At 60.4% G+C, this 19,059-nt stretch carries 13 protein-coding genes and 1 pseudogene; 4 read left to right on the top strand and 10 right to left on the bottom strand.

The genetic code is table 11. The features are described 5' to 3' along the window. Positions 1-149 precede the first annotated feature (149 nt). The 10 genes and pseudogenes from C5750_RS09125 to C5750_RS09080 form a co-directional block, all read right to left on the bottom strand. Entirely contained in the window at positions 150-1,034 is an 885-nt protein-coding gene (locus C5750_RS09125) for an AraC family transcriptional regulator (RefSeq protein WP_105733548.1), read from the bottom strand. Positions 1,035-1,266: 232 nt separating this feature from the next. Then, on the bottom strand, positions 1,267-2,895 hold the full coding sequence (locus tag C5750_RS09120) for a GMC family oxidoreductase (RefSeq protein WP_105733547.1): 1,629 nt from the start codon (positions 2,893-2,895) through the stop codon (positions 1,267-1,269). Further along, the gene (locus C5750_RS09115; RefSeq protein WP_105733546.1) at positions 2,892-4,421 is read right to left on the bottom strand and encodes an FGGY-family carbohydrate kinase; all 1,530 of its coding nucleotides are present in this window, start codon (positions 4,419-4,421) and stop codon (positions 2,892-2,894) included. The genes C5750_RS09120 and C5750_RS09115 overlap by 4 nt, the downstream gene beginning before the upstream one ends. A 33-nt stretch (positions 4,422-4,454) precedes the next feature. Next, positions 4,455-5,297 carry a class I fructose-bisphosphate aldolase gene (locus C5750_RS09110; RefSeq protein WP_105733545.1) on the bottom strand — a complete coding sequence of 281 codons (843 nt, stop codon included), beginning with the start codon at positions 5,295-5,297 and terminating at the stop codon, positions 4,455-4,457. Next, positions 5,270-7,014: pseudogene (locus tag C5750_RS09105) on the bottom strand (glycerol-3-phosphate dehydrogenase/oxidase). The gene C5750_RS09110 and the pseudogene C5750_RS09105 overlap by 28 nt, the downstream one beginning before the upstream one ends. Positions 7,015-7,025: 11 nt before the next feature. Continuing rightward, positions 7,026-8,018 (bottom strand): aldo/keto reductase, encoded by a 993-nt coding sequence (locus tag C5750_RS09100; protein ID WP_105733543.1) that lies wholly within the window; start codon positions 8,016-8,018, stop codon positions 7,026-7,028. Then, on the bottom strand, positions 8,015-9,019 hold the full coding sequence (locus tag C5750_RS09095; RefSeq protein ID WP_105733542.1) for a sugar-binding transcriptional regulator: 1,005 nt from the start codon (positions 9,017-9,019) through the stop codon (positions 8,015-8,017). Before C5750_RS09095 ends, C5750_RS09100 begins: the two co-directional genes overlap by 4 nt. Before the next feature lie 2 nt (positions 9,020-9,021). Then, on the bottom strand, positions 9,022-10,011 hold the full coding sequence (locus C5750_RS09090) for an ABC transporter permease (protein ID WP_162800195.1): 990 nt from the start codon (positions 10,009-10,011) through the stop codon (positions 9,022-9,024). 22 nt (positions 10,012-10,033) lie between these two features. Next, positions 10,034-11,569 (bottom strand): sugar ABC transporter ATP-binding protein, encoded by a 1,536-nt coding sequence (locus C5750_RS09085; protein ID WP_105733540.1) that lies wholly within the window; start codon positions 11,567-11,569, stop codon positions 10,034-10,036. Between the two features lie 69 nt (positions 11,570-11,638). Then, positions 11,639-12,667: a substrate-binding domain-containing protein gene (locus C5750_RS09080; protein ID WP_105733539.1), complete on the bottom strand. Its 1,029-nt coding sequence runs from the start codon at positions 12,665-12,667 to the stop codon at positions 11,639-11,641. Positions 12,668-13,004: 337 nt separating this feature from the next. Here C5750_RS09080 and C5750_RS09075 point away from each other — a divergent pair, with 337 nt between their 5' ends. The 4 genes from C5750_RS09075 to C5750_RS09060 all read left to right on the top strand — a co-directional run bounded on the left by C5750_RS09075 (position 13,005) and on the right by C5750_RS09060 (position 19,047). Beyond that, a complete protein-coding gene (locus C5750_RS09075; RefSeq protein WP_199538041.1) occupies positions 13,005-14,207 on the top strand; it encodes a DUF418 domain-containing protein in 1,203 nt (400 codons plus the stop codon). A 173-nt stretch (positions 14,208-14,380) separates the two neighbouring features. Beyond that, positions 14,381-15,466 (top strand): diguanylate cyclase, encoded by a 1,086-nt coding sequence (locus C5750_RS09070; RefSeq protein WP_105733537.1) that lies wholly within the window; start codon positions 14,381-14,383, stop codon positions 15,464-15,466. 396 nt (positions 15,467-15,862) lie between these two features. Further along, positions 15,863-17,419, top strand: a complete 1,557-nt coding sequence (locus C5750_RS09065; RefSeq protein WP_105733536.1) for a serine hydrolase domain-containing protein — start codon at positions 15,863-15,865, stop codon at positions 17,417-17,419. A 20-nt stretch (positions 17,420-17,439) separates the two neighbouring features. Then, positions 17,440-19,047, top strand: a complete 1,608-nt coding sequence (locus C5750_RS09060) for an ABC transporter substrate-binding protein (RefSeq protein ID WP_105733535.1) — start codon at positions 17,440-17,442, stop codon at positions 19,045-19,047. Positions 19,048-19,059: the final 12 nt, after the last annotated feature.

The following is a 19,059-nucleotide window of genomic DNA, read 5'->3' as shown; positions in this document are numbered from 1 at the left end:
ATATCTCCCTTCCAAATGATGGTGGTTTCGGTGAATCCCGCGCCCGTCGAACGCCGGGATATGCTGCTTGAAGGACAAGGAAGGTCGTTCGAACCACGGACATGGTTCGTTGTGCCTTGCTGCAAATATTGTGTCCTGGTCCTTCCCGTTCAGGCGGCTTCTGACGCTCTTATATTTTTGGACAATAATGTTCGGAATCTTGTGGGTGCCATACCCTTCTGTTCCAGAAAGCGACGATTGAAATTCGAGATGTTATTGAACCCTGTCGTAAAACAGATATCGGTGATCGACATGTCGGGTTTGCTCATCAGCAGGTGGCAGGCAAAATTGATCCGCAACCGGTTGACATATTGTACAAGCGCCATCCCGGTGTGGCGCCGGAAACTGCGGGAAAACGAACTCGGATTCTGGCCGATCAGATCGGCGAGATCCCCCTCAACGAAACGTTCGGTCAGGTTGGCATTGATATAGGCGAGAACCTTGTTCATCCCGCTCGACATGAATCCGGAGGGATCGGGATGATAGCGCGCGCTTGCCAGCTCCCGGGTCCCGGCCGCGCTGCTCATATGCTTGAGAATACCCATGAACAGCTGAATGCGGTCAATGCCTCTGGCATCGACAAGCTCTCCCAGCAAGGGGCCGACCAATTCCGCTGTCCGTGGGGAGAACAACGCGCCCCGGCGGCTCATCTCCAGCATCTCCTTGCACGCGGACAGCTCGGGAAATGCCTCGTTTGCGCTCGAAAAGAACGACTCGGAGAACTGCAGAACCCGGCAACGCAACGGCAAACTCGTGCCCGGCGGCACATCACTCACCCAGTTATGCGGCAGGTTCGGCCCAGTCAGCACGAGATTGCCGGGCTCGAAATCACCAATGAAATCGCCGACGAAATACTGGCCGGTCGTGGCAACGACATGATGGATCTCGTATTCCGGATGAAAATGCCAGCGGACGGTGCGATAGGGATAGCCGTGTTCCCAGGCTTTGAACGACTCGGCGATGCCGACGGCAACGACTTCCAGATCCGGATTCATTCGGCGCTCCTCCCGTATTCAGCCGGTGTCGATCCAGCTTCGGCAACCTCCTCCCAGAGGCCATCGTCTCTTTATCCGGATATCATAGGCGCGGATGTTCCCGGTCGCTACTACGCCACCAACACAAGACTGATACTTTTTTTGCATTATTTGGCCCTGAACAGATTAATTCACACTGCCCCGGGCCATGCCGCGTCCTCAGACGACTGTGGTCCGCGCGTTGCGACAGCGGCTATTCCACCCCGCGAAGAATGAGATCGGCGGCTTTTTCCGCAATCATGATGACAGGCGAATTGGTATTGCCGGAGACGATGCTCGGCATGATGGACGCATCGACGACACGCAGACCCGCAACACCGTGCACCCGCAGGGCATGATCGACAACGGACTGGTCGCCGCTGCCCATCTTGCAGGTTCCGACGGGATGAAAAATCGTCGTCGCGATATCCCCGGCGCGCTGGATCAATTCATCGTCGCTCTGATACTGCGGTCCGGGAAGCATTTCCGACGGACGATACTTTTTCAAGGTTTGCGTCGTCATGAGGCGGCGGGCATGGCGGATCGACCTGGCCGCAAGCAGCCGGTCACCCGGTGTTGACAGGTAGTTTGGCCGGATCTCCGGTTGCCGGCTGGCATCCGCTCCGGTGACATGGACGCTACCACGGCTTTCCGGGCGCAGATTGCAGACGGACACGGTCACGGCGGGATAGCGGTGCAGCGGTTCGCCGAGCCTGTCCGTGCTGAGCGGCTGGACATGATATTCAAGATCCGGGGTCAGCAATGCAGGATCGCTTTTGGCAAAGATACCGAGCTGACTTGGCGCCATCGACAGTGGTCCTGACCGGCGGAAGGCGTATTCCAGTCCCATCGCGGCACGCGCGAAGAGGTTGTGGTAGAGCTGGTTCAGGGTTTTCGCCCCTTCGATGCGGAAAACCGTGCGGATCTGCAGATGATCCTGCAGGTTATTGCCGACACCGCGCAGTTCATGAAACGTTTCAATGCCCGCCTGCTTCAGGAGATGAGGGTCTCCAATACCCGACAGCTCAAGGATTTTCGGCGAATTGATCGCGCCCGCCGACAGGATGATTTCGCCAGCCGCCGCAGCCTTGCAGGGCTGGCCGTTCCGCTCAAAGCGGATGGCTGTTGCGCGCTTGCCGTCAAACTCCAGCCCTTGCACCTCCGCCCCGGTCAGCACCCGGAGATTGGACCGCTTCAAGACAGGACGCAGAAACGCTTTGGTGGTGTTCCAGCGAACGCCGCCGCGCTGATTGACCTCGAAATAGCCGGAGCCCTCATTGTCACCGGCATTGAAATCATCGGTCTTGCCAATGCCAAGCTCTTCGGCCGCATCGCGAAACGCATCGAGGATGGGCCAGGACAGGCGTTGCCGTTCGACGCGCCATTCGCCCCCTGCCCCATGCAGGGCGGAATGGCCGCGATAATTGTCTTCGGATTTGAGGAAATAGGGCAGGACATCGTCCCAGCCCCAGCCGGTATTCCCGGCCTGGCGCCAGCCGTCATAGTCGGCGGCCTGCCCCCGCATGTAGATCATGCCGTTGATCGACGAACAGCCGCCCAGCACCTTGCCGCGCGGATAGGGAAGCGAGCGGCCGTTCAGCCCTGCCTCCGCAGCGGTTTTCATCATCCAGTCCGTGCGCGGATTGCCCATGCAATAGAGATAGCCGATGGGCACGTGAATCCAGTGATAGCGGTCGCTGCCGCCCGCCTCGAGCAGGAGCACGCGGTTTTTCGGGTCGGCTGACAGGCGGTTGGCCAGCACGCAGCCGGCCGATCCTGCGCCCACAATGATGAAATCGTAGACGCCTTCATCTTTCGGCGATGCATTGACGGAGCGGCTCACGCTGCAGCCTCCGCCATCACGGTGTCGCGTGCCGCCATGCGCTTCCAGACCGGTGCCATGGCATCGGCAATGTCGCGGTAAAGCTGATAGCGCCTGGCATAATGGCCAGCTTTTGCGGCGTCCGGCCGGTAGGACCGTTCCATCACGACCATGGCTGCGGCACCGGCATCGAAATCAGGGAAAATGCCGGCCGCTGTACCCGCGGCAATCGCCGCGCCAAGCGCCCCTGTCTGGCTCGAGCGCGCTACTGTCACCGGAACCCCGAGGACATCGGCAAAAATCTGCGGCCAGATCAGGCTGCGCGAACCGCCGCCGGACAGCACCGCCTCGTCGAAATTGGCGCCTGCGTCCCGCAATGTTTCGATGTGCTGGCGATGGCCAAAAGCCACGCCTTCGAGCAGAGCCCGGATCAGGTGGCCTTTCGTATGCCAGCCCGCGACGCCATAAAAACCTGCCCGGGCATTGCCGTCCTGCTGGGCGCCATAGAGGAACGGGTGGTAGATCGGATCGTCTGCTGCCGGTTCCACCGCCGCCGCCAGTTCACAGCAGCGATCGAATGGCGAGCCTCCATCCGGCTGTTCACCGTGGAAGAACTCGCGCACCAGCCATTCAAGATTGGCGGCCGACGTCGCGCTCGATTCAATCGCCATGTAACGCTCGCGGTCGAAAGTGGACGACATGAAGAACGGTTTTTTGAGGCGGGGCGCGTCAACGACGACCTGATTGATGCTCCAGGTACCGGCGATGATCGAGGCAGCGCACGTGCGGGTGACGCCGGAGCCGATTGCCGAGGCAATCACATCGAAAAGCCCGCCAATGACTGGTGTGCCAACGGCAAGTCCGGTCTGGTCGGCGGCGGCCTGCGTGACCGTTCCGGCGATGTCGGCGCTTTCAATGAGCGGCGGCAGCAGGTCCATGCAATCGTCAAGCCCGAAAGCGGCCATCAATGCGCGGTCATACCGCCGCCGGGCGACGTCGAGCAGCCCGCAACCCGCCATGTCGGATACCTCGCTCACGCGCTTTCCCGTCAGGCGGTTGACGATGAAATCCTTGCACAGGAACACCGTGCCGATCCGCGCGAATGTTTCCGGCTGGTGGCGTTTGATCCAGGCCAGCAGCGTCGGGGTCTGCGATGGCCAGGGCCGCTGCAGGCCGATCGGATAGGTGCGGTCGCCGACGCCTTCCGCCTGCCATTCTTCCACCAGGTCGGCTGCGCGCGTGTCCAGGGACTGGATCGCCAGCAGCGGATTGCCCGCGCGGTCAAGGGTATAAAGGCCGTTGCCATGCCCGGCGCAGCCGATGGCGGCAATCTGCTCCGGGCCTATTCCGGCGTCGCCGATGCAGCGTTGAATGACCCGGCGCGCATTGCTCCAAAGCTCGTCGAGCCCGCGCTCCACGTGCCCCGGATGCGGCATGCTGCTATGCCCCTCCTCGGCCGCCGCCGCAATCTCATTGCCTTGCCGGTCGAAGATGATGGCCTTGATGATGGTGTTGCCAGCATCAAGACCCAAAAGATACTCTCCCATACGGAACCCCTCCTCAGGTTCTTGTTTTCATTCTCAGCCCTGCTGGTAGAGCGCGTAGGCATCCTCGCCGCTGGCATTGTCATGGATAATGGCCATCAGCCCGCGCACCACTGCGCTGGGATTGGCGTGCTGATAGATGTTCCGGCCATAGACCATGCCCACGGCCCCCTGCCGCATCAGGGCCGCCGATTTCTCGAAGACGATGCGCAGGTCCTCCTTGCCGCCGCCCCGCACAAGCACAGGACACCGCGCCGCCTCCACCACGCGATGAAAATCCTCCGCCGCCGTCGTCGGGTCCGCCTTGATGATATCAGCGCCCATTTCACGGGCAAGACGGGTGAGCGTGACGATCTTGCCGGCATCGCCATCCACCATATAGCCGCCGCGTTCCGTAACGGGCTGCATGACGAGCGGCTCGATCATCAGGGGCATGCCGTATTTGTCGCAATCGGCGCGGACCCGCGCGATATTCTGCACGCACTGGCGGAACAGGTCCGGCTCGTCGGGCAACATGAAAAGATTGACGACGACACAGGCCGCATCCATCTGGATTGCGCCGATCAGCGGCTCGGCCTCGTTCTGCAGCACCGCCCACATATCGCGATGGCGGATGGCATTGTACGGATTGCCCATGTCGATACGCATGACCAGCGCCGGCTTGTCCTTGCCGGCGACATCCTGCAAGAGGTCGGCTTGGCCGTAATTCATCTGGATGGCATCCGGGCCTGCCGCCACCAGCGCACGGACAACACCTCCCATGTCCTCAAGACCGTTCAGGAAGGACGGCTCATTGCACACGCCGTGATCGATCGCCACGTCGAGGCAGCGTCCCGCGCCGAACAGGCGGTTCATCCGGACCTTAAGATTGTTGCGCATATCGTACTCCTTGTTCATTGCGTGCGGTGAGTGTGTCGAAGCCGACGCCATGGCGCCCGGCGAGAAGGGTGAGGAAGCGGTCAAGTTCTGCTTTCTGGCGTGCGGGCGACCAGCCTTTTTCCCGCGCGAGCACATCGAGTGCTGCTTGCGTGAGATCGAGGGATAGCTGGCCGCTGATGGCGAGGGTCGTTCGTCTCAGCAACAGGTCATCAAGATGTTCGACCGCTTCATTGCGGACGAGAAACAACAGCTCACGAACCGAATAATCTGGATGCGGCATGGTTTTGTCCGGGCCTGCCGCGATAAATTGCGCCATCCCCCCGGCATCGGTGCCATAGCGGTCAAAGAGCGCGGAGAGACGATGCGGCGAAACGCCTGTTTCAGCGCGGATGCGGGAAATCCACTCCCTGGCATCGGCGGGGAATGCCCGTCCGCCGCCGATCGGGCGGCTCGCAGTCGAGACCTGCCGCGTTCGCTGCAGGCGTTCCAGCGTCATGTCGGCGGCAAGCTCACCGAAGGAGCGGAACGTCGTCCATTTACCGCCGATCATGCACAGCACCGGCGGCTCGCCATCGGAAGGTTCGATGATCGTGCAGTAGTGATCGCGCGGGATGCGGCCGGTAAAATCATCCTTGCTGGCCGGAAGGGGGCGCACGCCGGAGAACTGGAAGACGATGTCCTCCGGCCGGATGCGGATGCCGGGCAGGACAAAGGCCAGCGACTGCAGGATGTAGTCCCGTTCATCCGGCTCGCATTGAACGCTTCCGGGATCGTCAACGCGGATATCGGTCGAACCGACCAGAACCTTGCCGAGATAGGGAAAGAGGATGCAGATGCGCCCGTCCTCGTTCTCGTAATAGATCATGTGGCCGGCAAGGGCTCCGGCAAGGTTCGCATTGTCGATGATGAGATGCGATCCTTTCGTGCCGCCCATCAGCGGCGCCGGCCGCCGTTCCTGCGAAAACAGTTCGGCATTGGCGATATCGATCCACCCGCCTGTCGCATTGATGATGAAGGCGGGCTCGACCGGCATTGCCGCGCCGGTGAGGTGATCATGGACGGTGAAGCCGTCTGCGGACCGCTGCAGTTCGGCGTAATTCAGGGCGCGCGCATGATCGCCCGCTGCCAGGCCATCCCTCAGCACCTCCATCCCGATGCGTTCGGGATGTTTGACCCAGGCGTCGTGATAGGTCGCGGAACTTTTGACGGCAGGATTGAGCGCCGGCCATTTGGCCAGTGTCGCATGGCGCCCGCGAAAGCGGTGACGCGGCATCAGAGCCCGCTTGCGGGTCAGGAAGTCATAAATGCTCAAGCCCGCCTTGACCGCAACCGCGCCGCGCCGGCTTGGCCTGCGGCTCAACCCCAGAAACCGCACGATGCCGTTGGCAAGACCCGAGAAAATATCGAAGACCGGGACGGTGGTGGGCAGCGGCGCAACAAGGTGCGGCGCATTTTTCAACAGGCGGTCGCGTTCGGCCAGCGATTCCCGCACCAGGCTGAATTCACCGTTTTCAAGATAGCGCAGGCCGCCATGCACCATGCGCGACAGGGCAGCGCTGGCGCCGGAACAGTAGTCATGCTTCTCGACCAGCAGCACATTGACGCCCTGCAGCGCCAGCTCGCGGAACACGCTGATGCCGTTGATGCCGCCACCGACGACGCACACGTCCACCTTCGGACTCCGGCGAAGTCCGTCAAATATCTCTTCACGGTTCATGATGCAGCCTGTTACCTCATGTCTGCCAGTTGCACTGCGATGGCCGCGTCAATGGCCGAGAGGTCGTCTGCGCCGAGCCGGATCGTTCCCGCCCTCGCATTGTCGAGCGCCTGATCGGGGTTGCGCGCCCCGCACAGCGCAAAGGTGATGCCCGGCTGCGCCAGCGTCCACGCAATGACGATCTGGGCGATGCTGGCTGTGTGTTTGTCCGCAACGGGCCGAATGGCATCGGCAAACTGCCTTGCCTTCAGACGGTTGCCTTGGGAAAAGCGTGGATTGTCCTTGCGCTGGTCATCGCCGGAGAAGACACGCCCGGGATCAACGGTCCCGGACAGCAGACCCAGCGCCAGCGACGAATAACTCAGCAATGAAACGTTATTTTTGCGCGTTACCGGCAGCAATTCGGCCTCAAGCTCCCGGTCGATCATGCTGAACCGTTCCTGGATCGCATCCAGCGCGCCGGTGGCGATATAGGCATTGAGTTCAGTGAGATTGACATTGCTCGCACCGATGGCGCGGATCTTGCCAGCCCCGCGCAAATCCTCCATGGCCCGCACCGTTTCCTCAATCGGCGTGGTCGGGTCCTGCCAGTGGGTGATGTAGAGATCGATGTAGTCGGTGCCCAGACGCCGCAGGCTTTCCTCGACCTCGTGAACAATGGCATCGCGTCCGAGATAGCGATGCACCGGCTTGCCATCCTGATCGAAAAAATGCGTGCCTTTGGTTGTGTGCCAGACGAGGCCACATTTCGTGGAGATGACCGCCTTGTCCCGGCGTCCCTTGAGGGCCTTGCCGACGATTTCCTCCGACCGCCCAAGCCCGTAGGCGGGCGCCGTGTCGATGAGACTGACACCGGCGTCCAGCGATGCCTGAATGGCGGCAATCGATTCCTGCTCGTCAGTGCCACCCCACATCCAGCCGCCGATGGCCCAGGTTCCCAGCCCCACGGCCGACGCCTGCACGCCGGACTTGCCGATTGCCCGCGTTAATTGCTCGTTGCTCATGCCTGTCCTCCTTCAGCGGCAATATCCAGAATGCGCTGCCCCGTCGCTTCGTCCGTCACCAGCGTGTCCAGATGATTGCCGCGCATGATGCTCAGGATCGGCCGCGCTTTGTTCGGTCCGCTGGCGACACCGATCTTGGTCGGAATGGAGGCAAACTCCTGCAGCGTCAGCGAGACCAGCGAGCCGTTCAGGCTGTAATCGCAGACCTGTCCGCGATCATCGAGCAGATGGGCCAGCAGTTCGCAGCGCGCACCGGAACGCTCGATCGCGTCGAGGTCCGTGCTCGATGACGGATGCAGGTCGTAATAACTCGAGTCATCGGTGAGGATCGAGCCGATACCCACCACGGCGATTTTCGCCTCGCGTGCCCGTTTGAAGACATCGGCGACCGAGCGCATGTTGATCAGCATGGCGCGTTCGGAAGGGCTGTCGGCAAACAGCGGCGCATGAATCTGGTAGGCGCGCCCGCCGAGCCTGTCGGCCATCAGGGTCGAGACATGATTGACATCCGTATAGTGCTTGCCCTGGACGCAACCGGTAGCCGGGATCACCTCGACATCGAAACGGCGCGGCGCCTGCAATCCGGCAACCACGGCGCTGACACCCTTGCCGCCGGTAATGCAGATCGTATCGCCATCGGTAATCTCTTCGATCAGCAATCGCGCCGCGGCCTCGCCGACCGCCTGAAGCGCCGTCTGCGGATTGTCGGACACCGTCGGCACGACAATGGCGCGGCTGATGCCGCCCAGCGCCAGCAGCTGTTCCTCCATATCGACCAGCGGCTCGACCGGCGATTTGATCTTGATCTCGACGAGGCCAAGCTGGCGGCCGCGCTTGATGAGGCGGTTGACCGTCGGCTGCGAAATCCCGAGCTGATCGGCAATCTGCGCCTGGGTCAGTCCCTCGAGAAAGTGCAGGACCAGCGCCTGGTGCATCTGCCGCGCGATGACGATTTCCTCGCGCGGAGCCGCGTGTTTCGGATTGAGTTTGATAATCGCCATGGTCAGGAGGCCTTCCGCTTGTGCAGGAAATGGTCGATGGAGACGGCGGTCAGAAGAATGCACCCCTTTATCATGTCCTGCCAGTAGACGGAGACATCGAGCAGCACCAGCGAGCTGGTGACCAGCGACAGCAGCGCTATGCCAAGGATGGCGCCGAGGATCGTGCCGGAGCCGCCATTGAGCGATGCACCGCCGATAACCGCAGCTGCAATGATGTTAAGCTCCATGCCGACGCCGAAGGTCGGCGTGGCCGCGCCAAAGCGCGACATGTAGATCACCCCGGCGAACCCGGCCAGCGTCGAGCAGAGAACGGTTACCCAGAACTTCACCTGCTTCGTGCGGATGCCGGAGTAAAGCGCCGCCTTTTCATTGCTGCCGGTATAGAAGACCTTGCGCAAAGCGGTGGCGCGCCGCAGCAGGAAGTCGAACAGCACGACCACCGCGAAGAAGATGAGGATGACGTAGGGCACCCCGTGAAACGAGCCCTGCCCGACCGCCTTGAATGCGGGCGGCAGGGTGAAAAGCGAAAGCGGCGTTCCCTTGGTGATGATCAGGCACAGGCCGCGCACAATCACCATGCCGGCCAGCGAGGTGATAAAGTGGTTGAGCCCCACCACCGTGACGAAGAACCCCATGACACAGCCGATCAGCCCGCTGGCCAGAATGCCGATGAGCGAGGCCATCCACGGGTCGAGCCCGGCCAGGAACAGCGTGCCGGAAAGCACCATGGCGAAGCAGACAACCGAACCGACGGCGAGATCGATGCCGCCGACGATCAGGAGGATCGTCATCCCCACGACAACAATACCTTCCACCGAAAAGCTCATCAGCATGGCGCGAAAGTTGCCAAGCGTCAGAAAATGCGGCGAGACGAAACTCATCGCGATGCAGAGCGCCAGAATGATGGCGATCAGGCCGGCTTCGCGCATCGAACCCAATTTCTTCCAGGATGAAACCCGCGCCGTTTTCGCCATCGCTGTATCGACCGCCATTCGTCTATCTCCCAATCGCTCTTCAGGCTGCATGTTCTGGTGCACGCGCCGTTGTATGTTTCAGTCCAGATGCGAGCCGGATAATGGCTTCTTCGCTCATTTCGCCGCCGTCGAGTTCACCGGCTACCGTACCTTCGCGGATGACAAGCACCCGGTCGCACAGGCCCAGAAGCTCCGGAAGCTCGGAGGAAATAACAATGATGCCGATCCCCGACCGGGCAAGTTCGCGCAGAAGCTGGTGGATTTCCGATTTCGCGCCGACATCGATGCCGCGCGTCGGCTCGTCCATCAGAATAACTTGCGGCTGGACCGCAAGCTGCTTGGCGATGGCCACCTTCTGCTGGTTGCCGCCGCTGAGCGACGACACCGGCATGTTGACGTGGTTCATGCGCACGCCAAGCCTGCGCGCAAAATCGCTGGCGAGCTGGCCTTCGGCCTTGGCATCGATCAAGCCGAGATGACCGGTGACTGCCTTCAGATTGAGGACAGAAATGTTCTGGGCAATCGACAGGTCCAGGAAAACGCCCGAGCCCTTGCGGTCTTCGGAGAGATAGACAATTCCTGCTTTGACCGCATCCGCATAGGTTCGAATGGCCTGCGGCTTGCCGTGCAGGGAAACCTCACCGTCGACGGCCGCACGCAGGCCGCAAATGCCCTCGGCGATTTCGGTGCGTCCGGACCCGATAAGCCCGCCAATCCCAAGAATTTCCCCTCGCGCCAGATCAAACGACACATTGGAAAACCGCTCCTTGTCGCCCAAATTGCGGACCGACAATATCACCGCGTCCGAGCGCTCGGCATCCGTCTGCTTCGAAGGATAGAGCTGCGTGATTTCACGCCCGACCATGCGCCGCACCACGTCATCGGGGGTGACATCGGCAATATCCTCGGTGGAGACATAGCGGCCATCGCGCAGCACGGTGACGCGATCACACAGGCTGAAAATCTCCGCCATCCGGTGGCTGATATAGATAATGGAAATGCCGTGCGCCTTCAGTTCCCGGATAATGCCGAAAAGTATCCGCGTTTCCGCTTCCGTCAGCGCGGCGGTCGGTTCATCGAAAATCAGCACCCGGCAGTCGAGCGTGAGCGCCTTGGCAATCTCCACCAGCTGCTGGCTGGAAATCGCCAGGTCGCCGACCCTCTGCCGGACGTCAATGGGTGCGAGGCGGTCCATGACCGCCTGCGCATCGCGTTCCAGCTTGCGGTAATTCATCAGAAATGACCGGCGGCGGCTGGTGGCCGCCATGAAAATGTTCTCGGCAACGCTGGCATCGGGGCAGAGCGCGATCTCCTGATGCACCAGTCCGATGCCCAGTGACTGCGCAACCGAAGGCGAGCCAATCTTCTGCGGCTTGCCATCCAGCAGGATCTCGCCAGCATCGGGTTGGAGGACGCCGGCAAGAATGTTCATCAGCGTGGATTTTCCGGCACCGTTCTCACCGCAAAGCGCATGGACTTCGCCGCGCGCCAGGGTGAAGTCGACCCCCGTCAATGCCTTTACGGCCCCGAAATGCTTGGTGATACCGCGGATACTCAAGACCGGTTCCGATGCCATGGCGCCTTCCTCCCTCCCGTTCGCCAAGGCTATCCGGACCTTGCAGGCCCGGATAGCCATCTGCGACGACTACTCGTCGATCCCCTTGGTGCCGCGGCGCTTGAGGTACTTGTCCCAGAAGAAGTCATCCGCATTGTCGGCTGTTACAATGGACAGGCCATTGTCGACGAACGGGATGCTCATCGGGTTGGTGCCCGCACGCTTGGCATCGTTCATCGGATCGATCAGTTCCGGATGCTTGGCGAACCAGAGGAGCATGAAACCCATATAGCCCTGCATGCCCTGATTGGGATTGATCGAGCCGAAGACCTGACCGGCCTTGATCATGTCGAGAATATTGGCATTGACGTCGGCGCACATGACAAGAATCTTGCCGCCGCTTTCCTTGTTGGCCTGTGCGGCGCCAATGGCCGAGTTGGCTTCCGGCATGAAGACGGCTGCCAGATTGGGATTAGCCTGGGCGATGCTCATCAGGCCCTGATACGCCTTTGTCGGGTCCTGGTTCGATGCCGCCCTGCCGACCAGCTTCATATCCGGCCACTTTTCCTTCATCCGGTCGATGAAGGCCGTGACGCGGCGATCATGATTGTCCTGGCCCGGATTTTCCAGAACGGCATATTCGCCCTTGCCGCCCAGCTTCGTGGCGATGGCGTCCGCGGCATAGATACCTTCACGCTTGTTATCCGAGGTAATGAACGAAATCCGCTTGGACAGCGGCGAGTCCGCAGCAAAGGTGACGACGGCAGTGCCCTGATCGACCGCCCGGTTGATCGGTTCGATGAAAGGATCGGAATTCATCGGATGCACCAGAATGCCGGCGGGATTCTGGGCGAGCGCCTGATCGAAACTCGCGATCTGCTTGTTGACGTCGTATTCAGGCGTGCCCGTATAGGCCGTCTCGCAGCCCAGCTGCTTGCCCGCCTGCTTGAACATTTCATAGACGGGGAACCAGTATTCAACGCCCGAAACCATGACGTTCATGACGTATTTTTCACCGGGCTTGCAGCGAAACGGATTTTCCGTTTCCGCGCTTGCCGAAGATGCAAAGAGTGTGGTCGCAAGGACCGCCATGGCGGTCGTGCCCAGAAAAGTGCGCAAGTGTCCTCCTCGAGGCCGAAGCCCCTCCCATTGGTGTGTGGCGCCTTGAATGGCGGCCGCTGTTCCTTATGAAGACCAGCAATCCTCCTCGAGTGCTGGCAGGATTAACTAAGCCTATGCCGCAACGGCTGTCAATATAATTCATTGCGTGAATTATAATTCATATCCATCGGCATTTTCCCTAGGACGTTCTGGCGAAACGCCATTTCCCGCAATCGCCCCCCGCGTAATTCTATCGCAATCCAGGCATGTCTAATCGGCCGGACCAACGATGGAATGCCGATGCCGGCCAAAGACCTGCAGTGTTCCTGACCAGAAATCCCCGCTTTCAGAAGGTGTGACCAGATTGAGTGTTTCAAGCCTGACCCAGGACCGCATTGTCAACGTTGACGCCCTGCGGGGCTTCGCTCTCCTGGGTATTCTCCTCGTCAATATCATGGCATTTTCCTCGGCATTTTACGGTGCGGAAATCCCGGATCCCGCCTTCAGCAGTCCCGTCGATCAGGGTGCGCGCTTTCTGATCGCCTGCCTCTTCGAAACGAAGTTCTACCTGCTGTTTTCCTTCTTGTTCGGGTACAGCTTTACATTGCAAATGCAGTCGGCGGAAAAGGCGGGCAAATCCTTCCTGCCGCGTCTGCTGCGCCGGCAGGCGGGTCTGTGGATCATCGGCATTGTCCATGCCGTGCTGCTTTTCCATGGCGATATCCTGACAACCTATGCGGTGCTGGGCGTGGTGCTCCTGATGCTCCGCAACCAGGATGAGGCGCGCATACTCAAACTGGCCAAGTGGCTCGTCATCGGCACTGCCTTGCTTTGGATAATCATGGCGCTTCTGGCTGCATCGGAGCCGCCATCCGGCAATCCCGATGCGATCAGGGCCAATGCCGACGCCGTCGCGCTGGCCTATCGAAGCTCGCCCGCCACGGTGATCGGGCAGCATATCGAGGAGCTGTCGACCATCTGGATGGTGATCGGATTGATTCAGGCACCCTGCGCTCTGGCGATGTTCCTCCTCGGTCTCGCCGCGGGAAAACGCCAAGTCTTTCTGCGTTTTGATGACTATAAATGGCTCTTCCGGCGCCTGTTGGCGGGCGGCATTGCCATTGGTCTTCCCGGTGCGATCTTCTATGGCTGGTGCTCCGTCTACCTGATCGGCTCCATCTGGGACATGGCCGGGCTTGCCGTCGGCATTCTCACAGCCCCGTTCCTGACAGGGGCATATATTGCAGGAGCCATGTTTCTGTTTCAGAGCGTGAACGGTAAATCGCTATCCGGCCTATTGGCACCCGTCGGCCGCATGGCGCTGTCCAATTACCTGCTGCAGTCGGCAATCTGTGCCACGCTGTTCTACGCTTATGGCTTCGGCCTGATCGGAATGACTGCGCCAATGACCGGCATCTTCATCGCGCTCGGCATATTCGGCGTGCAGCTCATATTGAGCACCTGGTGGATGAGCCGCTTCCAGTACGGGCCGCTGGAATGGCTTCTCCGCTTTGTCACGATAGCCGCCCGTCCGCGCTGGAGAAAACAGCGCCCCTGATGAAACGTTTCATCCATGGCACGCCGAATTGACCTTTTCTCAACCTATACACGGCAAGTGAAGACAGTGACAAAATGTGACAGGCTGGCGCTTGCCACATTCTGTCTTCGCTGATCTGATATGCCTGTCATTGACCGCGGCCAGGTTTGATACGGAAACGCCAAGAGGGCCACATGGACTACAGTATATTATTGACGGGTGTTGTTCGTATTCTTGGCCTGACGGCGCTTGTCATTCTCAGCTATTCCATCGTCATCCGCACCTTTTCGAAGGGGTGGAAAAAGGGCGCAGCCGTCGGTGTCCTGCTGGCGCTCGGCGGCATCTTGTCCATGAACGACCCGGTTGTCATCGCGCCGGGCGTCATCTTTGACGGGCGGACGGCGCTGCTTGCCATTGCCTATCCCTATGGCGGCCCGGTCGGCACAATCGTTGCCGCGCTGCTCATGGCAGCATACCGGATCTGGCTTGGCGGCGTCGGGGTGGTGCCGGGACTGATTTCGATTGTCCTCATTTGCACCATAGGATTCGGGGTTGCGCTTATCCCCGTGCGCAAGCTTCCCATCGGATTGACACGTTCCGTTGTGACCGGCCTCCTCGCATCGCTGTCGCTCGTCTCCATCAGCCTGCTGCCGCACGACATCGTTGCCACGATCATCGGCTTTCCGCTCGTTGCCGTCGTTGTTGCCAACGTCGCCAATGTCGTCATTCTTTCGGATTTTCTCGAACGGGAAAAATCCCGCCTGCGGATCATGCGGGCCCTCGAGCATGAAGCCTGGGTGGACCCGCTGACCAAGCTGCAGAACCGCCGCGCTTTTGACCGCGCAGCGCTTCGGGCCATGAACGACAACAAATCCAAGGCGGCCCACTGCTCGCTGGTCATGATCGACATCGACCATTTCAAGGCCATCAATGACCGCTGGGGCCATGACACCGGCGATATGGTGCTGGCGGATGTCGCGGCCATCATCCGCAGGAATGTCCGCATCACCGACGTCGTTGTCCGCTATGGCGGCGAGGAAATCGTCCTGCTGCTGACGAACACGCCGCAAAACGTTGCCAATCAACTCGCCGAGCGGGTGCGCAGCGAAATCGAGCTTGCAAGTTTTTCCACGGAGCTTGAGAGCGTCAGCGTCACGGTCAGCGCCGGCGTCGCCAGCCTCAACGGACAACACACCAGCATGGAAGCGTTGCTGAAAGCCGCCGACAAGGCGCTCTATCGCGCCAAAACCAGCGGACGCAACCGGGTCGAAGTCGCCTGAAAATAGCGGATCGCGGTACGTCCGTCCCAATCCCGAGACACCCACGCATTGAGGGCAATTGCGCCCTCTGACCCATGCTGTCTGCGCCGCGGCGGCAAAGATGAAATTAGCATATAGGCAATTTTTTTAGTGTATAAGAAAATAACTTGACACCTTGAAACGAACTTTCTAGCCTCACCCCATATAAAAAGGGAACACAAGGACAAGCAGAACATCAGCAACGCGATCGCGTCTTCTGATGGGCTCCACATTTTGTCGGACTTCCACCATCTGACACCTGCCCGGTGCGCCATCCATGGCGGTGCGCCGGAGCCTTTCGATATTCCCTCTTGCCATCATCGAGCGCGGTCTTCGCCCGCGCTTGCGCAAACAATCATAAGGTAGGGAGTGACCTGTATGAGCAAGATGCCGGCGGATTTCGCCAAGCGGATAGATGCACTGTTTCAGGATTTTCAAAAACCCGGTTCGCCAGGTGCCGTCGTCGCGGTGACGGAGCACGGCCAGGAGGTATTTGCCAATGCCTATGGCCTGGCCAATATCAATGATGACGTCGCCATGAACCGCAAGACCATCCTGCGTATTGGATCTCAGACCAAACAGTTCACCGTGCTGATGATCCTCATGCTGGAGGCCGAGGGGAAACTGAACCTCGCCGACGCGGTGCAGAAATATCTGCCCTATGTTCCGGTGCTCGAACATCCGGTCACCCTCGCCCATTTGTGTGCCAATACCAGCGGATACCGCGATCATCTCGAGAGCATGATCTTTGGCGGCCTGTCGATCTTTGCGCCCTCCACCCGTCAGACCGGGCGCGACGTGATCGCCCGCCAGGACGCGCTGAATTTCAAACCCGGCAGCGCCATGCTCTATTCCAATGCCGGTTTCTTCATGCTTTCGGAGATTGTCGAGGAACTCGACGGCACCTCGTTCAATGAGTCCCTGCGCAGGCGGATCACCGGGCCGCTGGGCATGGATGACACCTCGCTCTTGATCCGTGACAACGCCGCGATGAAACGGCTGGCCGCGCACTACACCCTGCGCCCGGATGGCTTTGCCAATCTCGGCTGGGGCCTTGATCTGGGCGGCGAAGGCGGCATGATTTCGACACTTGACGACATGGTGGTGTGGCAGCAGAACCTGTTTGCGCCGAAAGTCGGCACGCCCGCCATGTATGAGCGCATGTCCACGCGATGGACATTCAACAACGGCGCAACCGGCGCTTACGGCCTCGGTCTTGTTTCCGACGTTTATCGCGGCCGCCGGGTGGTGGGGCATGGCGGAACGGTTGCCGGCGGCAAATCGGAATCGACCCGCTTCGTCGATGACGGCCTCGGCATCGTGATCATCGCCAACCACGACCAGATCGCGCCATTCAGCGTTGCGCGCAGAATTGCCGACATCTATTTCGGCAATGAAACGCCAAAACCCGTCACCTTTGCGCCGGGACGCTACCGGCAGGAAGGCGGATCCGATGTCTTCGAAATCGTCGACACCAATGGTGTTGCAACATTCCTCAATGCCGGCGGCGGCGGCACCTTTGACTTCGGCGCAGCCCATGGACCCAAGCCCGAACGGGGTATCACCGATCTGGTGCTTGTACCGCGCACGGACGGCAAGATCGACGGCACATTCTGCGGCATGCCGCGTGTTTTCGCCCCCATGCAACCGGCAGCCAGGGCGGCAAGGCCGCTTGCAGGAAAGTACCGCAACAGCACGCAGGGTTTCGACGTGGAGATCACCGGCGATGACAGCGCGGGCGAATTCCGCATGCGCTCCGATCTCGGCGCATTGAACGCCCCCCTTGTCGCGGCCGACAAGGACCTGTGGTTCCTGCTGCAGCCCGGTGCCGATATGCGTCCGGGCCTGCCGTGGACGGCGACACTGACCGTGACCGGATCGGGATTTGAGTTCAATTCCGATCGCATCAGGAAACTGGCTTTCACAAAAATCTGATCCCATCAGCGAGGCTACCCATGTCCCTACGGAAAATGTCTCCCCAGGAATTCGACTTGCTGACGCGGGATTATTTGCGGCGCAGCGTGCTTTCACGACGGACCTTCCTGACAGGCGCTGCAGCGCTTGGCATGACCGCCGGTCTCGGGCTGCCCGGCAGCAATGCCGGGGCGGCGCAAACCGGCGGAACGTTGCGGGTCGGCCGCGCGGAGGAGCCAGATACGCTCGATCCGCACAAGACGACGCTGTCGGTCTCCTCGACGACCATGGACCTGATCTACGAACCGCTGGCGCGGCGCGGTTTTGAGGGCGAAGTGATCCCCGCCTTTGCCGAAAGCTGGCAGTTCAGCAATGAAAACAGGACCCTCACCTTCAAGCTGAAACCCGGCGTGAAATTTCATGACGGCTCGCCCTGTGATGCCGAGGCCGTGGCGTGGACGGTTGCCCGCCACCTCGACCCCAAGACCGCCTCGTCAAGCGTGTTTGTCCTCGGTCCGCTTGAACGGGCCGAAGTGATCGATCCCCTGCAGGTCGCCTATCACTTTACCGAACCGTTCATTCCGGTCTGGGAGGGGCTGACGATTGGATATGCCGCTCCCATTTCCCGCAAGGCCGTGGAAGCGGACGGAGACCAGTATGGCCGTCGCCCCGTCGGAGCAGGACCGTTCCGCCTCGTTTCCTGGTCGACCGATCGCGGCATGCGGCTGGAGCGCAATGATGATTATGCGCCCATCGCAACCCCTGCCCGCATCGATGCGGTCGAGTTCTTCCATTATCCGGAAGACGCGACACGCATGGCCGCCTTTGAAACCGGCGAAATCAACGCCATCTATACCGGCAACTCCGTCCCGCTGGATGGCATCAGGCGCCTGCGCAACAATCCCGATGCCACGCTCATAGAACGGCCGGCGCAGCTGATGCGCGCGCTGGTGTTCAACCAGAAGCGGCCTCCGTTCAACAATCCCGTTGTCCGCCGCGCCTTCTGCCATGCCATCGACCAGAAACGGCTGATCGCCTTTGCCCTTGACGGATTGGCCGTGGCCGCGACATCGCCCATCGCCAGTTCCATTGTGGGATATTCGCCCAAGACTGCGGAGCTGGGCTATGCCTACGATCCTGCAAAAGGCAAGGCGCTTCTTGCCGAGGCGGGGATTGCGCCTGGTCTGAAGGTCAAGCTGGTCACATCCGATAATCCCATCATCCGGCGCACCGCCGAAGTTGTTCAGGCACAGTTGCGTGATATCGGTGTCGACGTCGCCATTGAGACCATGCCCATCGCCCAATGGTCCGCCGTTACCTCCAAGGGCGAACAGGACATGGTGATCAGCACATATGCCTATGGCGAGGCTGACGTGGTTTACCCCTTCCTGCACAGCAAGGGCTCGCTCAACCGGGCATTCCACGAGAATGCGGACCTTGACGCCATGATCGCCCGGCAGCGCGTAACGGCGGATACCGCAGCCCGCCAGGATATCCTGGACAAGATCCAGGCTTTCGTCGTCACGGAAGCCTATTGGAAGCCGCTGTTCGAGCCGCTCAACTTTGCCGTGGTTTCGAAAGATGTCGTCGATGCACGCATGAACACAGCCGGAGAGTTACGTCCCGATCTGCTCGGTATCAGTGAATGAACGGCGCGGATC

The organism is Phyllobacterium myrsinacearum (genome assembly GCF_002980555.1).
GTDB classification, from domain to species: Bacteria; Pseudomonadota; Alphaproteobacteria; order Rhizobiales; family Rhizobiaceae; genus Phyllobacterium; species Phyllobacterium myrsinacearum.
This window is presented reverse-complemented; position numbering and strand designations above follow the sequence as displayed.